Source organism: Nocardia niwae NBRC 108934 = DSM 45340 (genome assembly GCF_001613465.1).
GTDB lineage: Bacteria > Actinomycetota > Actinomycetes > Mycobacteriales > Mycobacteriaceae > Nocardia > Nocardia niwae.
The window spans coordinates 1-23044 of sequence record NZ_BDCK01000044.1; the positions used below are offsets into that span (position 1 = coordinate 1).

Below are 23044 nucleotides of genomic sequence, written 5' to 3' on the forward strand. Positions count from 1 at the left end.
TGTCACACAATCTTTCTCGTGACCGCCTCCGGGGATCTGCCGCCTCGATCCGCCCAGTACTCGGGTCGGCTCATGCGCTGGTCACTCCGAACTCGAGGCGGTCAGGACCACGAAAGTGCCTGCGCACGAGGCACAGCGGGATGGGGTGGGCGGCGACTCGTGCCGCGAACCCGCCGCCCCATTCCGCGATCGACGGCACACGCCGGCAGCACACGTCACCGTCGCCAGAAGAAGTGATGCACCACCCCGCTGGGACTTGGAATCCGCTCCAGATGAAAACGGTCGACGAGTTCCTCCGGACTCTCCCACAACCTCTCGCCGCGACCGAGTTCGGCCGGTGCAACGGCTATATGCATCGTGTCGATCAGATCGGCGTCGAGGAATTCCCGGACCGTGGCGACACCGCCGCCGATGCGCACGTCCTTGCCGTCGGCGGCATCGAATGCCTGCGCCAGCGCCTTCTCAGGTGCCGCATCGAGGAAATGGAACGTGGTGTCTCCCAGCGTGAACGAGGGACGCACGTGGTGGGTCAGGACGAACACGGGTGTGTGGAACGGGGGTTCGTCTCCCCACCAGCCCTGCCATTCGTAGTCCTCCCACGGCCCCCGCTGCGGACCGAACTTGTTGCGTCCCATGATCTCGGCGCCGATGTTGTTGGTGAAGTCGCGAGTGCAGTAGTCGTCCAGGCCGTAGGTTCCGCCCGGTTCCGTCCGGGTGGGCCAGTGCGCGGTGGCGCCCGTCCAGAAGAACAGCGCACTGGGATCGGCGTGGCCGAATGGGCGCTCGAAGCTCTGTCCCTCCCCCGAACCGTATCCATCGCTGGAGACGTTGAAGTTCTGCACGCGGACCAACTGTGTCATCGTCACTCCTTACTGGTTGCAATATGCAATCAGTAAGGAATCTACGCAGAGTGATCTCATGATGCAACCGGTTGCTCGCGACAAGTTGCCGCATCCGCCGGGCCGTGGGAACACTATGCCGATCGCGCTCCCTGGGGTCCGCTGGAGCCGGATCGTTCTGCGCGACATCATGTTCGGCGGCTACACCCATCTGGAGCGTGCGCAGACATCGCCGCCACCAGGACGGGAGTCTGTCAGCAGCGTGACTCGCAGGGCTGATGAGCGACATTCGTCGCGTCCGCCACAGACCGTGTGACGGCCGGACCTCCGCCGAGCCGAGCCAGTCCCCACACAACCAGCGCCGACAGTGCGTAGAGAGCGCCGGCCCAGCAGGAGCCCCGCCATCCCCACGAGCTGTATGCCCACGTGGTCGTGATCGCTCCGAGAGCGGATCCCAGCGAGTAGAAGGCCATGTAGACACCGATGACGCTGCTGGCGCGGTTCGGATGCGCGGTGGTCAGCAGATGCTGGCCGCTCACGTGCACGGCTTGGACCGCGAAGTCGAGCAGGACGATGCCCGCGACAAGTAGCCACAGGGCCGATCGGGCCTGGGCGATGAGCACCCAGGAACCGGTGAGCACCACCAGCGACCAGCCGGTGATCGCCTGGGCATGACCAGTGTCGGCCCATCGTCCCGCACGGGCGGCCCCGAGCGCCCCGGCCAGGCCGGCCAGCCCGAACAGGCCGATCGCGGTGGTGCCGAGATTCCAGGGCTGGGCGCCGAGGGGCAGCGCGAGCCCGCTCCAGAGTGTCCCGAACGACGCGAACAGGAACAGCGCGATCAGGCCCCGGCTCAGGAACAGTCGATCTGCGCGCACAAGCCCCGCCATGGACACCAGCACGTGCGCGTATCGCCCGTCGCCGATCCTCTCGTCCGGAGACAGCCCCACCCGGGCGGTGACGGCGAGAACCGCGCAGAGCGCGGCGAGCAGTGCGTAGACCGCACGCCAGCCGACCGTGTCGCCCAGCGCACCAGCGAGGACGCGGACGCCGAGAATGCCGATCACCACGCCCGAGGTGACGGCGCCGATCGCGCGGCCCCGCTCGCCCGGTTCGGAGACGGCGGCGGCGTAGGCGACCGCCACCTGCACCACGACGGCGAACACCCCGGCGATCGCCAGTCCCGCCAGGACGAAGACACCGGAGGGCGCGGCGGCCGCGATGGCGGCCCCCACCGCGGTGAGCGCCAGATGCACGGCGATGAGCCGGCGGCGATTCACCAGGTCGCCGAGCGGTACCAGCACGATCAGACCGGCGAAGTAGCCGATCTGCCCGGCGGCGACCAGCCGGCCCAGCGACTCCGGCGCCATGCCCAGATCGCACCCCGCCGCTGCCAATACCGGCTGAATCGCGTAGATCGTCGACACTGCCACGGCGCATATCAGGGCCAGCAGCCATCGCTGCGATCGGGTCACTCCCGTCGACACCACACCTCCCGCATCGGTAGCAAATTGAAACCATTTGAGCGTAGGCCATAATGGTTTCGTATTGCAACCGATTAGCAGGAGGGTGTATGGCGCCCGCGCTCGGCTCGCCCCGCGAGTGGACCGATCCCACTTGCCCAGTTGCTCGAACGATCGACCTGGTGGGCGATCGGTGGAGCCTGTTGATCGTGCGCGACGCGATGGACGGCGCGGCCGCGTTCACCGAGTTCCGGCAGCGCTTGGGGATCGCCCGCAACATTCTCGCCGACCGACTCCGCCGACTCGTCGACCACGGCATCCTGGCCGTCAGCCCGGCCCCCGGAGGCAAGCGGCACGTCTACGAACTCACCGAGGCCGGGCAGGACCTCTTCACAACCATCGTCGCGTTGCGGCAATGGGGAGAACGCCACGCGTTCGCCGACAACGAGCCGCACTCGACACTCATGGGCCTCGACGGCAGCCCCGTCGCCGAACTGCGCCCCGAAACCCCCGCGGGAAAACCCCTCTCAGCGGCAACGGCACGAGTCGTCGAAGTCGGCTGACCCGTGGAGTCGGGCGACCCACGCGCGTCATTGCCCCAGGCGGCTGAGCGCCTGCATGGCCTCGCGCTCGATGCGGGAGAGATCGCGGAGAATGGCGCCCGCTCGGCTGAGGGACTGGGTGTCGCCTGATTCACCGGCTTGTGCGACCAGTGCCGCGACTTCCGTCCACAGGGCGGCTGCCTCGGTGTACAACTCGTGGCCGGTGCGCAGGTGGGGGCTGTCGAGCGTCCGCGTGCATTCGGCGAGGAAGTCGCGATAGAAGTTACGGAACAGGGCGCCGCCGGTCCCCGCCTCCTCCATCAAGAGGGCAGCCTGCGTCAAATCCCGCCGCGGGTCGTCGGTCCGCCGGAACCAGGTGGGCACCAGCTTGCCCGCCTTCTCGATGCCCCGATAGCCGAGGTTGGCGATGGGCGGGTCGAGGAAGGCGCGGGCGCAGGCGGTGATGGCCGGGATGATCCGGCTGCGGGCGGACGGCGGGTTCCTCGGGGCGGTGAGGGTGAAGGAACGATGTTTGGCGGTCATCGGGCCGCGCGCGGCTCTGGCCTGGGCGAGGCTGGTCAGGCTGGTGGACACCGTTCCGCCTTGCTGATCGGTGTCCACCAGGTAGGCGTCGTGATCGTCGTAGCCGTACAGCGCGACGACATGACCACCGAAGTGCACCTTCGACCCGAAATAGTCCAGGTGGTAACTGTCGAGCTGCAGTCCGACGGGGTGACCTGCGTCGACGGGACCGACTACGTTCTCCCACGCTCGGCGGGGGGAGGTGGTCTCCTGGACCGAGAGCTCCAGGCCGAGTCGGGCGGCCAGATTCCGGGTGAGATCGAAAGGCTTGACCCGTCCCCCGAGGAAGGGAAAGCCCATGGACTTGCTGTCCCAGTAGACGAAGGACAGGCCGGAGCCGAGACCGAAGAGCATCGGCTCGGACAGGTGGATTCCCTGGTGCCGCAGCAGCACTCCCAGTGTTGTCGTCTCGCAATGCTGGGCGCCGCGGGCATCGATGTCTCGCACAGCGGTCATTCCATTCCTTTCTCCTGGCGCAGAATCGTCGAAGAGCGTTGCCACCATGGTGGGCTCTCCCGTGGCGGGAGAGTCCACCGGCCGGACTCGGGATGCCGGGCTCATCGGCGCGGCAGCAGTGGGGCCGCCGCGACTTCCGGCACCGGCTAGGAATTCGATCTACGGCGGGGCACAATGATCGCAGGGATGAATGTTCGAGGGTGATCTGTCGTGAGCGACTGGTCATTTCGCCCACCGATGGAGGGGCGTGACTAACGACATGCATCGAGACGGCGAACGCCCGAAAGGGCTTTCTGTTTCCGCGTTGGCGGCGGTGGCGAACCCGTCGTACTCGCGAATCGACACTTGGAATCTGCTGGACGACGCGTGCCGCCGGCTCGCCGATGTCAACAGTGCCGGGCTGGACACCACCCACGAAGCCGCCCGGGTGCGCCGCCTCCTCGACCGCCTCGGCGCCTACGAGCGGTACTGGCTGTACCCGGGCGCGGGGCGGCTGGCGGCGTTTCGCGGATATCTCGCCGATCTCGCGACGGTGCGGCTCACCGACGAAGTGTCGCTGGCCGTGCGCCTGCTCTCCGAGTACGGCGACCGCGCGGCGTTGTTCGACACCTCGGCCCAGCTGGCCGAACAGGAACTCGTGGCCCGGGCCAAGCAGCAGCAGTTCTACACCGTCTTGCTCGGCGACGATTCCCCGCCCGAGGCGCCCGAGAGCCTGGCGGAGAGCCTCCGGGCCCTGCGCGAACCGTCGGACGACGTGCAATTCGAGTTGCTCGTCGTGGCCAGCATCGAGGACGCCATCACCGCCGTCGCCCTGAACGGCGAGATCCAGGCGGCGATCATCCGGCACGATCTCCCGCTCCGCTCGCGCGACCGGGTGCCGTTGATGACCACGTTGCTCGGCGCCAACGACGGCGTGGTCGTGACCGACCGCGCCCACGACTGGGTCGAATGCGGCGAGTGGATCAGAAAGCTGCGGCCCCATATCGACCTGTATCTGCTCACCGACGAGTCGATCGCGGCGGAGACCGAAGCCGAGCCGGACGTCTACGATCGCACGTTCTATCGGCTCAACGACGCCACCGACCTGCACAGCACAGTGCTCGCAGGCATCCGGAGCCGATACGCCACGCCGTTTTTCGACGCGCTGCGCGCCTACGCGGCCGCGCCGGTCGGCCAGTTCCACGCCCTTCCCGTCGCGCGGGGCGCCAGCATCTTCAACTCCAAGTCGCTGCAGGACATGGGCGAGTTCTACGGCCGGAACATCTTCATGGCCGAGACGTCGTCCACCTCCGGCGGGCTGGACTCCCTGCTGGACCCGCACGGCAACATCAGGGTGGCGATGGACAAAGCCGCCGAGACGTGGTGTGCCGACCAGACGTACTTCGTGACCAATGGGACGTCCACCGCGAACAAGATCGTCGTGCAGGCCCTGACCCGGCCGGGCGACATCGTTCTGATCGACCGCAACTGCCATAAGTCGCACCACTACGGCCTGGTGCTCGCCGGGGCGTACCCGCTGTATCTGGACGCCTACCCGCTCGAACAGTTCGCGATCTACGGAGCCGTGTCCCTGCACACCATCAAGAAGGCGCTGCTGGATCTCGAGGCGGCCGGTCAACTGGACCGGGTGCGCATGCTTCTGCTGACCAACTGCACGTTCGACGGCATCGTCTACAACCCGCGGCGCGTGATGGAGGAGGTCCTGGCGATCAAGCCGGACATCTGCTTCCTGTGGGACGAGGCGTGGTACGCGTTCGCGACCGCGGTGCCGTGGGCACGCCAGCGAACCGCGATGGTTGCCGCCGAGCAACTGGCCTCGTCGCTGGCCGCGCCAGGGTACGCCGAGGAATACCGCCGGTGGCATGCGTCGATGCGGGGCGTCGACCGCGCGGAGTGGAGCAACCACCGGCTGCTTCCCGATCCCGAGCGGGCGCGCGTCCGCGTGTACGCGACGCACTCCACCCACAAATCGCTGTCCGCGCTCCGGCAGGCGTCGATGATCCACGTCCGCGACCAGGATTTCAAAGCTCTCGCCCGCGAGGCGTTCGCCGAGGCGTTCTTGACCCACACCTCGACCTCGCCGAACCAGCAACTGCTGGCGTCGCTGGACTTGGCCCGCAGGCAGGTCGACATCGAGGGCTTCCAGCTGGTCCGGCACGCCTACGACATGGCGCTGGTGTTCCGCCACCGCGTCCGCAAAGACCGGCTGATCGGCAAGTGGTTCCGCATCCTCGACGAGGACGACCTGGTGCCCGACGAGTTCCGGCCGTCGGAAGTCAGCTCGTACCGTCAGGTCAGGCAGGGCGGCCTGGCCGAGTGGAACGAGGCTTGGCGCTCGGATCAGTTCGTGCTCGACCCGACCCGGGTCACCCTGTTCATCGGCAATACCGGCATGAACGGGTTCGATTTCCGCGAGAAGATCTTGATGGACCGATTCGGCATCCAGATCAACAAGACCTCGATCAACAGCGTGCTGTTGATCTTCACCATCGGCGTCACCTGGTCGAGTGTGCATTACCTGCTCGACGTACTGCGTCGGATCGCGGCCGATTTCGAGAGCAGCCGCAGCGCGGCGGGCAAGGCCGATCGCGCCCTGCAACAGCGCCGGATCGACGAGATCACCAAGGAATTGCCCGCACTCCCCGACTTCAGCGAGTTCGACAGCGCGTTTCGTCCCGAGAGGGCCAGCTCCTTCGGTGACATGCGAGCGGCCTTCTACGCCGGATACGAGGAGTCCGACCGCGAACATGTCCTGCTCGGCGACGCCGGGCGACGGCTCGCCAAGGGGATGCCCCTGGTGTCCGCCACCTTCGTCGTCCCTTACCCGCCCGGCTTCCCGGTGCTGGTTCCTGGGCAGGTGGTTTCGACGGAGATCCTGTATTTCCTGGCCGAGCTCGACGTCAAGGAGATTCACGGATACAACCCAGACCTCGGGTTGTCGGTCTTCACCGAGGCCGCGCTCGCGCGGTTGGCCGCGGCCCGGCACGCGAGCACCGTGAGATCCGATGGGATGCCGGACACAGCTCTGCCGCCCGCGAACCACCGTCCGGCATCGCGCGAGCTGTCCGGCACACTTTCCGCGACCGATCGGCGCTGACGATGCGGGGCAGGCGCGCCCCGCCCCATGGATTGCTCAACGCCGCCGACGAACTCGGCACGGACGCTGGTGGAGCCGTGCTGGGCGCTGCTGACGGCGCACCGATGCCTGGTCGAAGACGAGCGCATCGGTGGGCCGCGCGGCGTAACGGCGGGCTCCGCCGTTCGCGTCCCGGGCGCGACGAGCGATCATGCCGCACACTGCTCCCATGACTACGCCCGAACCGCGAACAGGATCGATGTTCCGCTGGACCGAGGTCGGCACCGGCGGTGTGATCGCCCCGGGCGAGCGATTGACCTGGCCGCGCACGATCGGGATCGGGCTGCAGCATGTGGTGGCGATGTTCGGCGCCACCTTCCTCGTGCCGGTCCTCACCGGGTTTCCGCCGTCGGCGACATTGCTCTTCTCCGGGATCGGCACCCTGCTGTTCCTGGTGATCACCCGCAACCGGCTGCCGAGCTACCTCGGCTCGAGCTTCGCGATCATCGCTCCGGTTCTCGCGGCGACCGCCTCGCAGGGAATGGATGCGGCGCTCGGCGGGATCGTCGTGGTGGGCGCGCTGCTGATCGTCATCGGCGTGGTGGTGCACTTCGCCGGCACCCACTGGATCGAGGCGTTGATGCCGCCGGTGGTCACCGGCACCATCGTCGCTCTCATCGGGCTGAACCTGGCGCCGACCGCCGAAGCGAATTTCGAGAAGGACGCGATCACGGCAACCGTCGTGCTCATACTGCTGATCCTGTGCCTCGTGCTCTTCCGCGGATTGCTCGGCAGGCTGGCGATCGTCACCAGTGTCGTGCTCGGTTATCTGCTCGCGCTCGCGCGCGGTGAGGTCGACACCGCGGCGATCGGCGACGCCTCCTGGGTGGGGCTGCCCGACTTCCACGCACCGAGCTTCCAGCTCTCGGTGATCCCGATGTTCCTGCCGGTGGTGCTGGTGCTCGTGGTGGAGAACATCGGCCACGTCAAGTCGATCACCACGATGACCGGAATCGACTATGACCGGCGCATCGGCCGCGCGCTGGCGGCCGACGGCGTGGCGACGGTGCTGGCCGGCAGTGGCGGCGGCTCGGCGACCACCACATACGCGGAGAACATCGGCGTGATGGCCGCGACGAAGGTGTACTCGACCGCCGCCTATTGGGTAGCCGGTGCCGCGGCGATCGCACTCAGCCTGTCACCGAAGGTGGGAGCGGTGATCGCCGCCATCCCGGCCGGGGTGCTCGGCGGTGTGACGACCGCGCTCTACGGCTTGGTCGGGATCCTCGGCGTGCACATCTGGGTGAGCAATCGGGTGGACTTCGGCACGCCGATCAACCAGTTCACCGCCGCCATCCCGCTGATCATCGGCATCGCCGATTTCACGTGGGTGATCGGCGATCTCGACTTCGGCGGCATCGCCCTCGGCGCCCTGGCCGCGCTGGTGATCTATCACGCGATGCGGCTGATCGGGGGGTGGCGCGGGACGGTCGTGGCCCACCCGGCGGACGACCTGCGGAAGTCGGAGAAACCGACGGACCGGTGACGCTGAGGCGTGCAGGGCATGGGTGATTGAAGACCGCCGATCCGGGTAGGCAGCAGTCGAACACCTGTTCTGTCGAGTGTGAGGAGTGGCTATGGTGCAGCCGAAGCCGGAGAAGGATCCGGATCAGTGGACCACCGGCGAGGAGCCGATGACCGGCCCACAGGACTCCTACCTGCACACCCTGGCCCAGGAGGCGGGTGAGGAGGTCCCGGAGGAGCTGACCAAGGCAGAGGCGTCGCAGCTGATCGACGAACTACAGCGGCGCACCGGCCGCGGCGCCTGACCGGCCCGGCTCGGCCGGAAGGCGGACCGAGGCAACGACTTGCTCGAGCGACGAGCATCCACGCCGCTGAGGAGAATCACTGATGAACCACCCTGACGACGCCGCGAACGACGAACGCGCACGCGAAACCCCGGACACTCGAGAAAAGGACATCCTCGAGGGCGGAGGCGAGGCTTCCGGAGACCTGGCGGGCCCCGGCCCTGAACACGACCAGCGCGAAGACCCGGACACGTAGGTTCGGTCCCGGGCGGCGACGCGGCCGGGGCCTGGCTGCTGGTGCACGCGGATCACGTGCCCGTGGCCTCTTCGACCAGCGCGAGTGCGTCGGTGAGTGGCGATCACCGGAAGTGCCGGTGGCCCTCAGCGGGCCCGGACGAACAATCGACCGGCGAGATCGATGCCGGTCACGACGCCGGATCGGTCCCGGGTGAAGAATCCGCGTTGCCCCTGCAGACCGCCCTCGGTGACGATGTACTCGTCCGCGTCGCCGGGCAGCAGGCCCAGGGAAGCGGGCGGGAGGTCGGGTGGCAGGTCGGTTTCCACGGCCGTGCGGGTCTCGGGTTTGACCGAGCATCCGATCGTCAGCCCGGCCCCATCGGTGGCGAGGGTGAGCCGCATCATCTCGTTCTCGTAGTGCCCGGCGATCTCCGCTGCCCGTGCCCCGTCGTAGGGCAGCGGTTCCGGGTCGTGCTCGACCACACCGAGGTAGCGCTCGAGCACCCGATTCACCACGGCGCGATTGAAGGCCAGGCCCGCGTCCGGGCCCGCGTTCGACATCACGGCGACGGCGAAATTCCGCTCCGGCACGATGAGCAGGTCGGCGAACTGGCCATTGCCCGAACCGCCGTGCCCGATGGTCGCGACACCGTCCACGGTGCGCAGGAACCAGCAGATGCCGAAGGCGTCGCCCAGTGTGCTCCCCCGCAATTCCACGGTCCGCTCCCGCATGCGGTGCAGCAGGCCGGTGGGCAGTATGCGCTCGCCGCGCTCGGTGCGGCCGTCGCCGAGATGGAACCGCGCCCACCGCAGCAAATCGCCGACAGAGGTCACCACACCGCCGCCGGGGTTGTTGGCGCGGTTGTCCTTCCACTGCCTCGCGACGGCGAGCACACCGTCGGCATCGAGATTGTGGCCCACGGCGAACCGCCGCGTCATGACGTCATTGACCGCATAGCAGCTGTGCGCAAGTCCGAGCGGTTCGAACAGCAGCGACGCGACGGCCCGCTCGAAGGTCGATCCGGTGACGTTCTCCACGACCCGGCCGGCCAGGTTGAACCCAGCCTGGCTGTAGGACGCCCGCGTCCCCGGGTCCGCGATCGGCTTCGACTCGGCAAGTTTCACCGCGTGCCGCGCGAGGGCGTCGTTTCCTTCGCCGGTGTCGTCACCGACCCGCCATTCCAACCCGGCCGTATGGTTGAGCAACCGCAACACTGTGATCTCGTCGGTGGCCGTATCGGCCGGGGCGAATTCCGGAACATACCGCCGCACAGGCGCGTCCAGCTCCACCCGGCCCTCGGCGACCAGCCGCATCAACGCGGTCGCGGTGAACGTCTTGCTCACGGACCCGACCACGAACAACGTATCCCGGTCGACCGGAAGCGGATTGTCCACACTCGTCACCCCGTGACACGCGATGTCTTCCCGATCCCCGATCGACACCCCGACGGCGGCACCGGGGACGCCCGCCTTCTGGGCCGCGGCCGCAACGAATTCCGTCAATTCCTGCGCTGTCTCGTTCATGCCACCATGCTCGAACCCTGCCCTAGGGGCAAGGTCAAGTGCTGGACAGAATTCGACGGCGCGCACCCGGCCGGCGCGGGTCAGGTCGTCCGCCGGTGATGCCGGCAGCGATAGCCGGATCGACATGACGGTCGCCCTGAGTCCGTGCGCATTCGGGACCGGAAGACCGCGATTGCGATGCTGTCGGGGCGTCTCGCCAGCAAGTAGTACGGGCGGCGCGCGTGGCCGGGGAATCGCAGTCCGACCAGGGTCGGCTCGGTGGGCAGTCGATCCGCGACGACGCGGCGCCGGATGTCCCAGACCAGGGCATCCGGATCCAGGTGTTCGGAGCGCAAGCCGCGGCGATCCCAGCGCGCGGTCCAGCCCGCGAGTTCGACCAGCACTGGGGCCGGCGCCGTGCCGGCCTCGGTGAGCCGGTAGCCCTCGCCGTCGCGGACGACGATGTCCGCGCGTTCGAGATCCTTCAGCCGGGTCGACAGCATGGTCTTCGAGATGCGGGGAATGCCACGGCCGACTCCGCCATGGGTTCGGCCGTGCTGAGCAAGATGCCCGCCTCGCCTACACCACCGCCCAGCTGAACGTCCATCTTCCGCGCCCGGGCACCGCCCGCACCGGCACGCTGCGCGCCACCGGGCACGCTATTCACGTCGGTCGCAGCATCGGGACCGCCGAAGCCCAACTCGTCGGCATCGAGGACGGCAAACTCTACGCCCACGCCACAACGACCTGCGCCATCTTCCCGATCCCCTGACAGGCCGCTGCCGCGGCGAGTGGCTGCGCTCGCCGCGGCGCGGACGGCGTGATCAGGTCAGCACGTCACCGCTTCGACAACGTTGCTGCGGCCGCCGACGTCCTCCGGGCGGCCGTGGTGGTTTCGCCGCGGACCGACTCGAGGGGCCGAGCCCCATCGGCATGGGGGCGGCGGGCAAGCAAGTGGGCCGGGTTCGCCTATGTGCCCACGGTCGGGTGATTGTGACCTCCGGCAGCGCTCGGAGGGAGCATGATGAGACAGGTGAGCCACGCCGATGGGCCGGACGCTGGGCACGACGCCGGGCCGGGGGCCGGAGGTCCCGACCGGGTCGGTAGCTTCCGGTTCTGGTTCGACGATCAGCGCTGGGAATGGTCCGACGAGGTCGCCGCACTGTACGGCTATATCCCCGGCCAGGTACAGCCGACCACCGAGCTGGTGCTGTCGCACAAACACCCCGCCGACCGCGCGGCCGTCGCCGACGCCCTCGCTACCGCGGTCCGCGACCACGGCGCGTTCTGCAGCCGCCACCGCATCATCGACACCGCGGGCCACGTCCGGCACGTGCTCGTGGTCGCCGACCACATCTTCGACGGCACCGGCGCGGTCGTGGGCACGTCGGGCTACTTCATCGATCTGACCGCCACCGTCGACCAGCAACGGCGGGAAGCCATCGACGAGGCCCTGCCGGAAGTGGTCGAGGCCCGCGCGGCGATCGAACAGGCCAAAGGGATGCTGATGCTCGCCTACGGCCTGACCGCCGAGCAAGCCTTCCAAGTGTTGCGGTGGCGGTCCCAGGAAACCAACACCAAACTGCGGATGCTGGCGACCAAGTTGGTCACCGTCGCCGCGGCGGCCGGCGGCGGTCCCGTCGAGCAACGCACCAAGCTGGACCATCTCCTGCTGACCATCCACGAATACCCCGACTAGAACATCGTCCTGCCCCGGCTTCGACGCGCTCGACGACGTCGAAAGCCCTTCCGGCTCATCGGTGGCGCCCCTGACCCGTGCTGGGAGCGGGTTCCGTTTCCGCCTCGCCGGTGTGGGTAGCCAGCAGTCGCAACGTAGGAAAATTCGCGCCGACCACGGACGTCGATGGCGGGAGACGCCGAGGCCGGGTGGTGGCAAGCAGGTTCGGTCCGGTGGGAGGAACAATGACTCGTTCGCTGATGAAGGTTGTCGCCGCGGCGGCACTTGCGTGCGGCCCCGTCTCGATCGGCGCAGGCGCAGCGGCCGGTGTCCCCCAATTGCCACCGCCGCCGATGGGCGGGGGTTCGGGCATCACGATCGATGACCGAGCCGATTGCACGCTCACCACCATCGGCTACGACGCGGCGGGCAGGTTGGTGGGCTTGACGGCGGGACATTGCGGCGAGCCGGGGGCACCGGTCACATCGGTGACCTATCCGAGCTACGGCGTGTTGGGGCGATTCGTCTACGCGGATCACGAATTGGACTACGGGATAATCGAATTCGATGCCGCACGGGTGGCTCCGACCCGCGAGGTCGGGGGGTTCTTCATCGACGGCCTCGGCGGTCCCGCGCAATTTCCCGACGTCGTGTGCAAGAAAGGCCGGACCACCGGCCGGACCTGCGGTGTCGCCTGGGGCGACATGATGGGCGACAGCAGCGACACCTGGACCCAGATGTGCGTGCTCAAAGGCGATTCCGGCGCGCCGGTGGTGCTCGGCTCGACCTTGGTCGGCATGGTCAACGCCTACTTGGGCATGGGCTGCCTCGGCCCCGAGGTGGGCACCGACATCAACGCCATCCTCAGCGACATCGACTCGCGCAACGACGTCGGCGCCGGATTCCGGCCGATCTGAGCTCCGCCCGTCGATCCACGGCCGCCACACCGAGTGACGAGCGGTCGAGCCGAACTGTGGCGCGCCCTCCTGGGGAGCGCTCGGACCATGGGGCAGCACAGTCGAATTCGGGTCCGGTGACGGCCATTCGGGAGGCGACTATCGCTTGCGCGGGCGCATCCGAGGTAGTCTGCCCGAGAGGGAGGGGCCCAATGCTGATCGATTTCGTTCCGGACAGAAGTCTGTACCCCTTCGAGTCGCGTTGGTTCGACTCGTCGGTGGGCCGGGTTCACTACATCGACGAGGGCGCCGGGCCACCGCTGCTGTTCCTTCACGGCGCTCCGACGTGGAGTTTCCTCTACCGCAACATCGTGGCGGACCTGCGCGACCGGTACCGGTGTCTCGCTGTCGACAATCCGGGCTTCGGTTTGTCCGAACGTCCCTCGGGTTTCGGCTACACGATCGCCGAGCACACCGCAGTCCTCGGCGAGCTGATCGATCACCTGCAGCTCGATGGCTTCGTCCTGATGGGTCAAGACTGGGGCGGCCCCATCGGCCTCGGCGCGGTCACCGCGCGCGCGGATCGGGTGCGAGGGATCGTGCTGGGCAACACCTCGTTCTGGCCGACCGAGGCCTGGGCGAATCGAGCGTTCAGCGTGATCATGGGCAGCCGTCCGATGCAGCGACGGATCCTCGAACAGAATTTCCTCGTCGAGCGCGTCCTGCTCGCAGAACTGGGGCACAAGCTCACCGCGGCCGAGGCCGACCACTATCGCGCGGTGCAGCCCACCGTGGAAGCCCGGCGCGGACTCGCCGCGACGCCGAAAGAAATCCGCGCCGCGGGACCGCTGCTGGACCAACTCGCCCGAGACGTTCCCCTCCTGCTCGGCGACAAGCCGGCGCTGTTGGTGTGGGGAATGCGGGACATGGTGTTTCGTCCGAACGCGTGTATCCCGCGGATGCGAGCCGCCTTCACCGATCTCGATGTGGTCGAGCTGCCGCGCGCGCGGCATTTCATTCAGGAACACGCACCGGACGCGATCGCGGCGGCGATCGCGAAGCGGTTCCCGTGAGGACGCGGACCGACGAACGCCCCCTTCGTCACGGTCGCGACGGTATGCCCGCGGCGTGCCACGCTGCCGGTCAATCGGCCGACGCGGCCGATTCGACGGCGCTGTCATACACCTGGGACGCGTCGCGAACCTTGGTCGCGAGGAATCGCATCCGCTCGGAGGTGAGATAGCCACCGCGATAAGCGGTCTGGTCCAGTTCAGCGGCCACCTGCTCCAATGCCAGGCGCGCGTGCCTAATTGTCGGTGTCTGCCGGGTCATGAACGGGTTTTACCAGTGACCATCGAGAGGAACGCCGCAACGCGCCGATCCGTATACGAAGTCGTATTCGATGGACAGGTTCGATCACCTATTTTTACAGCGTCGGCGGGACACCAAGTGAACGACGTGCGTTCTTTCCACCGTGTGGCCCCACAGTTCGAAAACGGACCCTGGTTTATTCGAGTGAAACGCCGGCGCGTGACCCGCTGGGGTTCGGCGGCAGCCACCAGCGTGACGTAGTGCAAGTAACCACGCGTCGGACCGGCACTCGGAGCGCTGCACGCGGGCGGTGAATGCCCCGTCCCGCACTTCGGCGCGCCAACCGGCTCCCGGTGGCGGGGGGCCACGCGTTCCAGGGTGCCAGCATCGGTGACCACCGCAGCGCGATCGACGACGAGGGCGAGACCGTCGAGGACGGCGGCGACGGCCCACGAAGAATCGGCCGCGAGATTGCGGAATTTGCCGCTGGATAGCGACCGGCGCGGCGCTCGGGATTCAATCGTGGGAGGGAGACAATTTCCGACTTCAGGTATGTAAATACCCGATAGCGGATACCTATCGACACCGAACGGAAGGGGGTGAAAGATCATAGCTGACGGTCGACGTCGCCCGTCCGGGGGAAACCATACAGGTCCCATGATTGGACGCCCAATGTTTATCAAGAAATTGGTGGCGACCGCCCTGTTGGCCATAGCGTCGACAGGAATAGCCATGGCCACAGCGCACGGTGAGGGCACTCTGGCAAACCTCACGATGAACGGGGTGGACGGGCCTATCGCCTACACCACCACCCTGGCCGCGGATCACAGCAGCGCAGTCGTCGATCTCGCCTCCGGCAGATTCGAGGTGACGCCGACGGCGGTCAACGTGATCGCCGACGACGGCGCGATCGTCGGCGCGATACCGACGACACTGCGTATGGAGACCGGCCAGAACTTCAGCGTCACACCGTCGCTCGACCCGTCGGCTAGGACGCTGACGCTGACCCCGGCGGCCGGTGTGCCGTCACCCGGCGCGGTCGCACCCGAACTGCAGGGCCTGATGCACGACGCCCTGTTCGGCGGCGCCATCCTCGGTGCGGCGATCGGCTGCGCGATCGGCATTGCCATCGGCATCTGGTTCTTCATCGTCGGTGCCGTCATCGGTTGCGCGGTCGGCGCTGCCGTCGGTGCCTGGTTCGGCTTCTTCTTCACGCCGTTCTGATCCTTCGGAAGAACCGAATCGAGGTGGTCCCCACGGCCGGGCGGATCACCGATCCGCCCGGCCTCACACTGCGTGAAATCGCCGCCGGCTCGGTCGTCGCCATTCGGCAGCGCAATGGTTCGCAGGTCCGAGTACGGGCACCGGCAGACCAGGAGCTGCGATCGAGGGACCGCAGCTCGAATCCCCCGCTCACCGCCGCGAAACGGCTCGAACCACCACGTCCGGGGAGCAACCGCTGGGCACCGCCTCGGCCGCACGGAGGCGCAGGAACAGGACAAGTAAGCCCGGGTAGGCCCCGGCGCGCGCGCCAACTCCGAGCGCACCGGATCACCGAGCGCGCGCAGCACCGGCGCGAAGGTCGGGCGCGGTGCTCGGCGCCATCGTCCGGGCCCGGGAAGCCGGTGGCGCGTCGTTCGAGGACTGCCTCGACTGCGCCTTCGCCATGGCCCGGGGCCGTCACCTCGGCGCGCGCCGCGTGCAGCGGCCTGTGGCTGACGGAATCCGAACGGCCCTGCGCTACCGGGACACGGTGCTCTTGGCACCCACCATGCGCACCAAGCTGAAGATGGGCAGACCGATCACCAGATGTTCGATGCCGGTGGAGATACCCACCCAGAGGTGGCTGGACAGCGCCAGTGGAATGATCACCGCCGCGGCCGTGAGGATTCCGACGATCCAGCCGAAGAACAGCTCCGGTGACGGAGTGCCCAGTCGAAGCAGGTACCACAGCACCCCGGCCAGCAGTGCGCAGATGAAGGCCACTACGGCGAACCAGTACGCGTCCTGGGACATCGGACTCCACACCCCGAACTCACCGCTCTCGGTGACCCGGGTGGCGATGATCTCGATGATCCAGGCGCACAACCACGCCGCCAACGCCGTCACCACGGCCGCCGCGATCACACCGCCGACGAACATGCCGATGTTGACGTCCGGCCCTTGCCGCGGACGCGACTGCCGGTCCGGGCGATCGGCTTCATATGCGCTGTATCCGGGATCTCGGCCGTACCCGGAGCCGTGGCCGTAGTCGGCATCTTGGCTGTATCGGGGATCCTGGCCGTAGCCGGGATCTTGGCCGTATCCGGCGTCCTGGTTGTATCCGGAATCTTGGCTGTACCCGCGATCTCGGCCGTACCCTCGATCTCGGTTGTACCCGGGATCACGGTAGTTCCCCGGCTGATATCCGGGTTCATAACGTGCGGTGTGCTGGTCGCGCGGATCCATGGGATTCAACCGCCGATCACCTCCGTCCGAAGCATGCGTGTGCGTCGAGTGTAGGGCCGCGCCGAACCGGCTGCCGACCGCCTCCCAACTCCTTTCGGCCGTGCCCGCACCGCTTCGGCGGAACACGCTGCCTCGCAACACACTTATGTCCGCTCGAATCCGAGGCCGCGGAAACCACCGCTTTCCTCCCCGCACCGCTATTACCCGAAGAACTCGTGAAATCGCTTCGTACCGCGCTCGATCGGACAAGCGCGGTGCGGCAACTCGAGATGTGACGTGCGCCACTGCGCCACGGTGTTACGAGACGGCCAGGCCCGGCATCTGGTGGGTGACACAGTCACTGAGAACAGGAGCCACTCCATGGCCGGTACATCGCAGAGCGTGCCCGGCGACCGCGAGACCAGCGGTCGCGATACCCGCCCCGCCGCGGCGACCGAAGCGTTCGTCACCCACCGCAACCTGCTGTTCACCGTCGCCTACGAGATGCTCGGCTCGGCCGCCGACGCCGAGGACGTCCTGCAGGAGACCTGGCTGCGGTGGGCGGGCGTCGAACTCGGCGCGATCCAGGATCAACGCGCCTACCTGGTCCGGATCACCACCCGCCAAGCGCTCGACCGGCTGCGCACGCTCGGCAGGCGCAAGGAGTCCTATGTCGGCCCCTGGCTGCCCGAGCCGCTGCTCACCGCACCCGACGTGGCCGAGGACGTCGCGCTGGCCGACAGCGTGTCGATGGCGATGCTGCTGGTGATGGAGACTCTGTCGCCGATCGAACGGGCGGTGTTCGTGCTGCGCGAGGTGTTCGATCTGGCCTACGAGGAGATCGCCGAAGCCGTCGGCAAGAGCCCGGCCGCGGTCCGCCAGCTCGCCTATCGCGCACGATCGCACGTGGCCGCCCGCAGGCCACGCGGAATCGTCTCCGCGGCCGAGACCCGTGAGGCGCTCGAGGCGTTCCAGCGCGCGATCGAAACGGGCGATCTGCAGAACCTGCTCGACATCCTCGCGCCGGACGTGGTCCTGCTCGGTGACGGTGGCGGCGTCGTCCAGGCCACCCTGGCGCCCGTGGTGGGCGCCGAGAGCGTGGCCCGTGTGCTGGCCGCCGGGCTGGGCAGGCTCGCCGCGGCGGAGAGGCAGCCGGCGCAGGTCAACGGCTATCCCGCGTTGATCCTGCGACAGGACGGCGAGATCGACACCGTGGTGGCGCTGCGCATCGACGACGGACTCGTCACCGGGCTCTATGCCGTGCGCAATCCGGAGAAGCTGTCCCGTATGCAGCGCGAGACCATCCTCAGCCGCTGACGATAGGAGTCGCACTCGAGCGGCGGCCACATCCGCCATGATCAGCTGGAGGTAGGCGTCTTCGTTGTCCCACTCGCCGATACCTCGGCGAGCGTGGCACGTTCGACCATTCCGCGCTCGGCGGCGCGCACCGGGCCGAGTGCCGTATCTCGGCATCCGGCGCTCGGCTCGTCTTCGATCGGCGCGGGCCACGACGGTGGCGGCGCTCTTCGCGCTCCACACCCCATCGCGCGGGCAGACGTGGTTCCAGGACCGGAACGAACCGATAACGTTTCTGCGGTGCAGGTCCGCGAACTCGTCACGCCGCCGATTCGCCAGTGGGATGCTGGCTCGGCCGCAGGAGCCGCACCGCGGTGATCACAACCTCGGCGTCACTGCGATCGCCCGCCATGCACCGCCGGCTGCCCGGTGGCCCACCGCGAAAGGCGAGAAACCATGAAGCTCACAGTCATCGGCGGTACCGGACGGATCGGCTCGCAGGTGGTCCGGAAGCTGAACGCGGCCGGGCACGAGGCCGTCCCCGCCGCCGTGTCCACCGGTGTCGACCTGATCAGCGGTGAAGGGCTGGACCAGGCGCTGGATGGCGCGCAGGTCGTGATCGACCTGGCGAACTCGCCGACCTTCGACGAGGCGTCGCTGGAGTTCTTCCGTACCTCCATGCGCAACCTGCTCGCCGCTGGGCGCAACGCCGGTGTCGGGCACCAGGTCGTGCTGTCGATCGTGGGCGTGGATCAGGTGCCCCAGCTGGACTACTACCGGGCCAAGACCTTGCAGGAGGACCTGCTGCGGCAGGGACCGACGCCGTACTCCATCGTGCGCGTCACCCAGTTCTTCGAGTTCATGGACGCGGTGATGTCCTGGACCTCCGACGGTGACACGGTCCGACTGCCCGCCACCCCGATCCAGCCGATCGCCGCCGCGGACGTCGTCGACGCGGTTGTGGAGGTCGCCACCGGCGCCCCGCTGGGTGGGATCCGCAACGTCGCGGGCCCGGACGTGTTCGCCCTCGATGAACTCGGCAGGCTCACCCTCGCCGCGCGGCACGACGACCGCACCGTCGTCACCGATGACACGGCGGGCATGTTCGCCGCCGTCACCGGCGCCGCGCTCACCGCTGGACCGGACGCGTACCTGGCGCCCACGCACTACCGCGAGTGGCTCCGGAACGCGCACTGAACCACCGGCCGAGCGGGCCGGCGTCATTCCTCGCGCGGCGAATCCGCGACGGCAGCCGCGGGTTTCGGCACCCCGACGAGCTTGGTGAGGAAGCGTTCCACCTGTTCTTCCACCGGCGGCCACGGCCGGTCCGGCTGGTGTAGTCGCATCGATACCGCGCCGTGCACCGCGGCGCGCAGATCCAGCGCGACCGCTGCCGCATCACCGACCGGGACGGCGCCCGCGTCCATGCAGCGCCGCACCGCCGCGACGGTGCCGTCGGCCAGTTCCTGCCGGAAGGATTTCGACGCCGCCCGCCGCTATCTGTCCGAGCGCTACATCCAGCACAATCCCCAGATCGCCGATGGCGTGGCCGGTCTGCGTGAGCGGCCGGCGTTTCCGAAGGGGGCGTTCCCGGAGCTGTCCGTTGAGGTCAAACGCCTGTGGCGGAGGACATTCCCGAGCTGGCATTGCATGCGAACGGAATGTTCTAGCGCGGATCACCCTGCCGCCGCGAGTATCGCGCTCAGGCGAACGGCCATCGGGTCAGGCGGTCCTCGGCCCGTGACTCGTATGGCCGTGCGCCGAGTGCGCGCGCACGGTGGCGGGCCGCGGCCACCTCCTCGCGTGCGCCCGGAAGACCGAGGATTCCGCGGGCCGTGCCGCGGTAGAGTCCGGACGGCCCCAGACACACCAGCCCCGGCCATTGCACGAGCAGCGTCTCGCCCCAGCCCTGGGTCAGCGGTTCGAGTTCGGCGGTGAGCTCGACGACTCGGTCGCGCAGCCCCGGCGCGCGCTGGCCGACCGCGAGCAGCGCCTCGAGCAGCAGCGGCACCCGCACGACGACGCGCGGGCCGTGCCAGCTCCCCGGCAGCGCGACGATCGACTCGATCGACGCCATCGCCCGGTCGTGGTCTCCGAGTTCCGCCGCGGCCATCGCGACCACGAGCGCGAAATCCTCGTCGAAGTCCTCGGCCATGCGGTCGGCCTCGGCCGAGGCCTCCCCGAGGCGTCCGCGGTGCCACAGCTCGATCGAACTGCTGGTCAGCACCGAGGCCTCGGCGAGCAACCGGGCAGAATCGTCGACCGCCCCCAGATCCGCGGCGAAGCGCGTCATCAGCGCCCGGGACCGCTGGTAGTCGCCGCGCAGCACCGCGAGCATCACCTGCCACCACAGCTGGGTGGCCGCGAGGTCGGTGCCACCGTCGGTGGCGAGCCGGGCGAATTCGGCCGACAACCGGCGGACCAGCCGCAGGTCGCCCGCCTCGAGGGCGCAGACCCGGCGCAGATGGACCGCCGTCGCCCGCGCCGTACGGTCGTGTCCGGCGAGGTCCTCGAGTTCCTCGGCGATCTTGCGCCGGTCGGCCACCGTCGCCGGATCCCAGGTGCACACGAACTCGGCCAGCAGCACCTGCGGCCACGACCGGCTGCCCGGTGCGCTGCGCGCCCGCGCTTCGGCCAAGGCGTCGAGATCGCCCGCGAGGCCGTGGATCGCGCGATCGGCGGCCTCGATCGCCTCCACTTCGGCGACCAGATCGGCGTCGAGATCGAGGCGGTGAGCCAGCGCCTGCGCCCGCAACCCCGGCGAACCCGTCTGCACCACACCGTATCCGGAGAAATACCCGGCCGCGCCGCGCGGCGCGGCCAGCAGCGCGGTCCGCGCCAGCCCGGACCAGTCGCCGCGTTCACCGCAGCGCCGCCCCGCCCGGTCGAAACACGCGGCGGCCGCGTCGTAGCGGCCGAGCCGGTTGTGCGCTTGTCCCGCGAGCCAATCGAACTCGATCGCCGATTCCGCGTCATCGGGGTGCGCGTGCCGTAGCCCGCGCGCGGCGAGTGCGGCGCACTCGCCGGCCGCGTCCCGGCGCAGGGCGTCCCGCGCCGCGGCCGCACAGGCGGCGGCCGCGGTGGAATCCAGCGAATCGAGCGCGGCCGCGCTGCGATGCACCGCCTGCGCCACCAGCGCACCGGGTCGCAGATCCGCCAGCGCGTCGGCGATCCGCCGGTGCAGCTGTGCCGTTCGCATGGCGCCGATGGTGGCCAGCACGGCGGCGCGCACGAGTTCGTGCCCGAAGGCGACGACGCCGTCCTCGACCGAGACGACCCGCGCGGCGACGAGTTCGCCGAGCCGGTCGTCGAACCGGGGCGCGCCGTCGGCGGCGGCGACCAAGCCCATCGGAGCGTGCGGCCCGATGACGGCCAGCACCTCGGCCAGCGCCCGCGCCGACGCAGAGACGGCGCCCAGCTTCGCCGCCGTGATCTCGGTGGCGGCGCCTCCCACGTCCAGCGGGCGACCGGCCCGGGCGAGATCGCACAGTTGCGCCGCGACGAAGGGGCTGCCGCCGCTCAACGCGACGATCCGGTCGCGCGCCTCGGAACCGGCCGAGCCCGCGCCTGCGCGCACCAGCTCGCCGACGGCCGCGTCGGACAACGGCGAAAGGTCGACCGCGACAGCGGAACCCGCGGATCGCAGCAACCGCACCGCGGCGTCCACCTCGGGTGGGAGCGGCTCGGGCCGCACGGTGAGCAACAGCAGGACGGGATGGGCGCGCAGCACCCGCATGGCCGCGGCGATCATCCGCACCGAGTCCGGGTCGGCCCACTGCACGTCGTCGATGACCGCGACCACCCGGCCGGTCTCCCGCACCACCTCCGCGAACAGCGCGGCGAGCGAACGCGGCGTCGGGATACCGGGAACGGCGCGCCCGGCCAGCGCCGCCTGATCCAGCCACGGCGTCAACGTCGTCGAGGCCGAGGAACCCACGCCGCTGCTGCCCGCGGTGAAGAACGCCGTGTCGCCGTGGCGGCGCACGAGGTCCTCGACGACGGCCGTCTTGCCGATGCCGGGCGCGCCGCGCACGGTGACGACGACCAGTCCGCGCTGCGACCGGTCTCGGGCGCGGTCGAGAACGGCGGCGACGTCGTCGCGTCCGACCAGGGCCGAGCGCCCGGCCGACGACGGCCTCGGCGGATTGCGGATCTCGTTCTCGACCCGGGCGGTGTCGGGCGCGGGATCGAGACCGAACTCCTCGCGCAGCGAGCGCCGCAGCCGGGTGAGCACGTCGAGTGCCTCGGAGACCCTCCCGCAGTCGCGCAGCGCCAGCGCGAGCAACCGCGCCGCGCCTTCCCGATGCGGATGCCGCTCGCGTTCGTCGGTGAGCAGCGTGACCGCGTGCCGGGCCCGGCCCAGCACGATCAGGCCCTCCGCGCACAGTTCGACCAGTTCCGATCGCAGCTCGTCCAGACGCGCCCGCTCGGGCGCGAGTTCGGCGATGTCACCGACATCCGGCAGCGCATCGCCGCGCCACAACCGCAGAGCGCGTTCGAGCAGATCGACGGCGCGTGCGACGTCCCCGTCGGCGTGCGCCGCGCGGGCATCCCTGGACAGTACGTCGAGCAGGTCGAGGTCGGTGCCCGAGCCGCCGCACCGCAGCACGTAGCCGTTCGGGCCCGTCTCGATCCGCACGCCGGGCAGGGGCGCCAGCGCCTTGCGCAACCGCGACACATAACCCTGCAGGGTGACCAGGGCGCTCCCGGGCGGCCTTCCACGCCAGAGCAATTCGCACAGATAGTGCGCGCTGCGAGCGGTGCGCTCGGCCGCCAGGATGACCAGGAGATCGGCGTGTTTGCGCGCCGGGATGGTGATCGGGGCGCCGTCCGGGCCGCGCACCTCCAGCGGCCCGAGCACCGCGATGGCGGGCGGGTCGTCACCGGACCGGCCGCGCACCAGCGTCACACCAGCGCCCTCGTCGACTCT

At 68.9% G+C, this 23044-nt stretch carries 19 protein-coding genes and 1 pseudogene; 11 read left to right on the forward strand and 9 right to left on the reverse strand.

The genetic code is table 11. From position 1 onward, the window contains the following. Positions 1-215: 215 nt before the first annotated feature. Positions 216-860, reverse strand: a complete 645-nt coding sequence (locus NNI01S_RS27650; protein WP_063023457.1) for a dihydrofolate reductase family protein — start codon at positions 858-860, stop codon at positions 216-218. Between the two features lie 233 nt (positions 861-1093). Beyond that, the gene (locus NNI01S_RS27655) at positions 1094-2329 is read right to left on the reverse strand and encodes an MFS transporter (RefSeq protein ID WP_369689698.1); all 1236 of its coding nucleotides are present in this window, start codon (positions 2327-2329) and stop codon (positions 1094-1096) included. Positions 2330-2412: 83 nt separating this feature from the next. On the opposite strand from NNI01S_RS27655, the gene NNI01S_RS27660 reads away from it, so the two are divergent. Continuing rightward, positions 2413-2865 carry a winged helix-turn-helix transcriptional regulator gene (locus tag NNI01S_RS27660; RefSeq protein ID WP_063023461.1) on the forward strand — a complete coding sequence of 151 codons (453 nt, stop codon included), beginning with the start codon at positions 2413-2415 and terminating at the stop codon, positions 2863-2865. Between the two features lie 27 nt (positions 2866-2892). On the opposite strand, the gene NNI01S_RS27665 is transcribed toward NNI01S_RS27660, so the two are convergent. Then, positions 2893-3882, reverse strand: coding sequence for a BtrH N-terminal domain-containing protein (locus tag NNI01S_RS27665; RefSeq protein WP_063023463.1), 990 nt, complete (start codon positions 3880-3882; stop codon positions 2893-2895). 259 nt (positions 3883-4141) lie between these two features. Here NNI01S_RS27665 and NNI01S_RS27670 point away from each other — a divergent pair, with 259 nt between their 5' ends. The 4 genes from NNI01S_RS27670 to NNI01S_RS34825 all read left to right on the forward strand — a co-directional run bounded on the left by NNI01S_RS27670 (position 4142) and on the right by NNI01S_RS34825 (position 9022). Continuing rightward, positions 4142-6979 carry an aminotransferase class I/II-fold pyridoxal phosphate-dependent enzyme gene (locus tag NNI01S_RS27670; RefSeq protein WP_063023465.1) on the forward strand — a complete coding sequence of 946 codons (2838 nt, stop codon included), beginning with the start codon at positions 4142-4144 and terminating at the stop codon, positions 6977-6979. A 208-nt stretch (positions 6980-7187) separates the two neighbouring features. Then, the gene (locus NNI01S_RS27675; RefSeq protein WP_435825119.1) at positions 7188-8504 is read left to right on the forward strand and encodes a uracil-xanthine permease family protein; all 1317 of its coding nucleotides are present in this window, start codon (positions 7188-7190) and stop codon (positions 8502-8504) included. Between the two features lie 91 nt (positions 8505-8595). Next, on the forward strand, positions 8596-8787 hold the full coding sequence (locus NNI01S_RS27680; RefSeq protein WP_063023469.1) for a DUF3072 domain-containing protein: 192 nt from the start codon (positions 8596-8598) through the stop codon (positions 8785-8787). Positions 8788-8869: 82 nt separating this feature from the next. After that, complete coding sequence (locus NNI01S_RS34825; RefSeq protein ID WP_157115009.1) at positions 8870-9022, forward strand: hypothetical protein; 153 nt, start codon at positions 8870-8872, stop codon at positions 9020-9022. A 125-nt stretch (positions 9023-9147) separates the two neighbouring features. Here the strand turns inward: NNI01S_RS34825 and NNI01S_RS27685 are convergent, their stop codons facing one another. Both NNI01S_RS27685 and NNI01S_RS27690 read right to left on the reverse strand, forming a co-directional pair. After that, positions 9148-10527, reverse strand: coding sequence for a serine hydrolase domain-containing protein (locus NNI01S_RS27685; RefSeq protein ID WP_063023471.1), 1380 nt, complete (start codon positions 10525-10527; stop codon positions 9148-9150). 80 nt (positions 10528-10607) lie between these two features. Then, a pseudogene (locus NNI01S_RS27690) lies at positions 10608-11036 on the reverse strand (winged helix-turn-helix transcriptional regulator); the annotation flags it as partial. A gap of 494 nt (positions 11037-11530) precedes the next feature. On the opposite strand from NNI01S_RS27690, the gene NNI01S_RS27695 reads away from it, so the two are divergent. From NNI01S_RS27695 to NNI01S_RS27705, 3 genes are all read left to right on the forward strand, one after another. Then, positions 11531-12205 carry a PAS and ANTAR domain-containing protein gene (locus NNI01S_RS27695; protein ID WP_245676401.1) on the forward strand — a complete coding sequence of 225 codons (675 nt, stop codon included), beginning with the start codon at positions 11531-11533 and terminating at the stop codon, positions 12203-12205. Between the two features lie 224 nt (positions 12206-12429). After that, on the forward strand, positions 12430-13101 hold the full coding sequence (locus NNI01S_RS27700; RefSeq protein WP_063023477.1) for a chymotrypsin family serine protease: 672 nt from the start codon (positions 12430-12432) through the stop codon (positions 13099-13101). Positions 13102-13292: 191 nt separating this feature from the next. Continuing rightward, positions 13293-14153 carry a haloalkane dehalogenase gene (locus NNI01S_RS27705; RefSeq protein ID WP_063023479.1) on the forward strand — a complete coding sequence of 287 codons (861 nt, stop codon included), beginning with the start codon at positions 13293-13295 and terminating at the stop codon, positions 14151-14153. A 70-nt stretch (positions 14154-14223) separates the two neighbouring features. Here NNI01S_RS27705 and NNI01S_RS34830 read toward each other — a convergent pair whose 3' ends face one another. Continuing rightward, positions 14224-14412, reverse strand: a complete 189-nt coding sequence (locus NNI01S_RS34830; protein WP_157115010.1) for a hypothetical protein — start codon at positions 14410-14412, stop codon at positions 14224-14226. 711 nt (positions 14413-15123) lie between these two features. On the opposite strand from NNI01S_RS34830, the gene NNI01S_RS27710 reads away from it, so the two are divergent. Then, the gene (locus NNI01S_RS27710) at positions 15124-15615 is read left to right on the forward strand and encodes a DUF8020 domain-containing protein (RefSeq protein WP_245676398.1); all 492 of its coding nucleotides are present in this window, start codon (positions 15124-15126) and stop codon (positions 15613-15615) included. Positions 15616-16131: 516 nt separating this feature from the next. Here NNI01S_RS27710 and NNI01S_RS27715 read toward each other — a convergent pair. Continuing rightward, positions 16132-16839 (reverse strand): hypothetical protein, encoded by a 708-nt coding sequence (locus NNI01S_RS27715; RefSeq protein ID WP_063023481.1) that lies wholly within the window; start codon positions 16837-16839, stop codon positions 16132-16134. A 360-nt stretch (positions 16840-17199) separates the two neighbouring features. On the opposite strand from NNI01S_RS27715, the gene NNI01S_RS27720 reads away from it, so the two are divergent. Together NNI01S_RS27720 and NNI01S_RS27725 are read left to right on the forward strand one after the other, a co-directional pair. Further along, positions 17200-18135: an RNA polymerase sigma-70 factor gene (locus tag NNI01S_RS27720; RefSeq protein ID WP_063023483.1), complete on the forward strand. Its 936-nt coding sequence runs from the start codon at positions 17200-17202 to the stop codon at positions 18133-18135. 435 nt (positions 18136-18570) lie between these two features. After that, positions 18571-19311 carry an SDR family oxidoreductase gene (locus NNI01S_RS27725; protein ID WP_063023485.1) on the forward strand — a complete coding sequence of 247 codons (741 nt, stop codon included), beginning with the start codon at positions 18571-18573 and terminating at the stop codon, positions 19309-19311. A 23-nt stretch (positions 19312-19334) separates the two neighbouring features. On the opposite strand, the gene NNI01S_RS27730 is transcribed toward NNI01S_RS27725, so the two are convergent. Then, entirely contained in the window at positions 19335-19553 is a 219-nt protein-coding gene (locus tag NNI01S_RS27730) for a hypothetical protein (RefSeq protein WP_157115011.1), read from the reverse strand. Between the two features lie 263 nt (positions 19554-19816). Continuing rightward, positions 19817-23023, reverse strand: a complete 3207-nt coding sequence (locus NNI01S_RS27735; RefSeq protein WP_063023489.1) for an ATP-binding protein — start codon at positions 23021-23023, stop codon at positions 19817-19819. Positions 23024-23044: the final 21 nt, after the last annotated feature.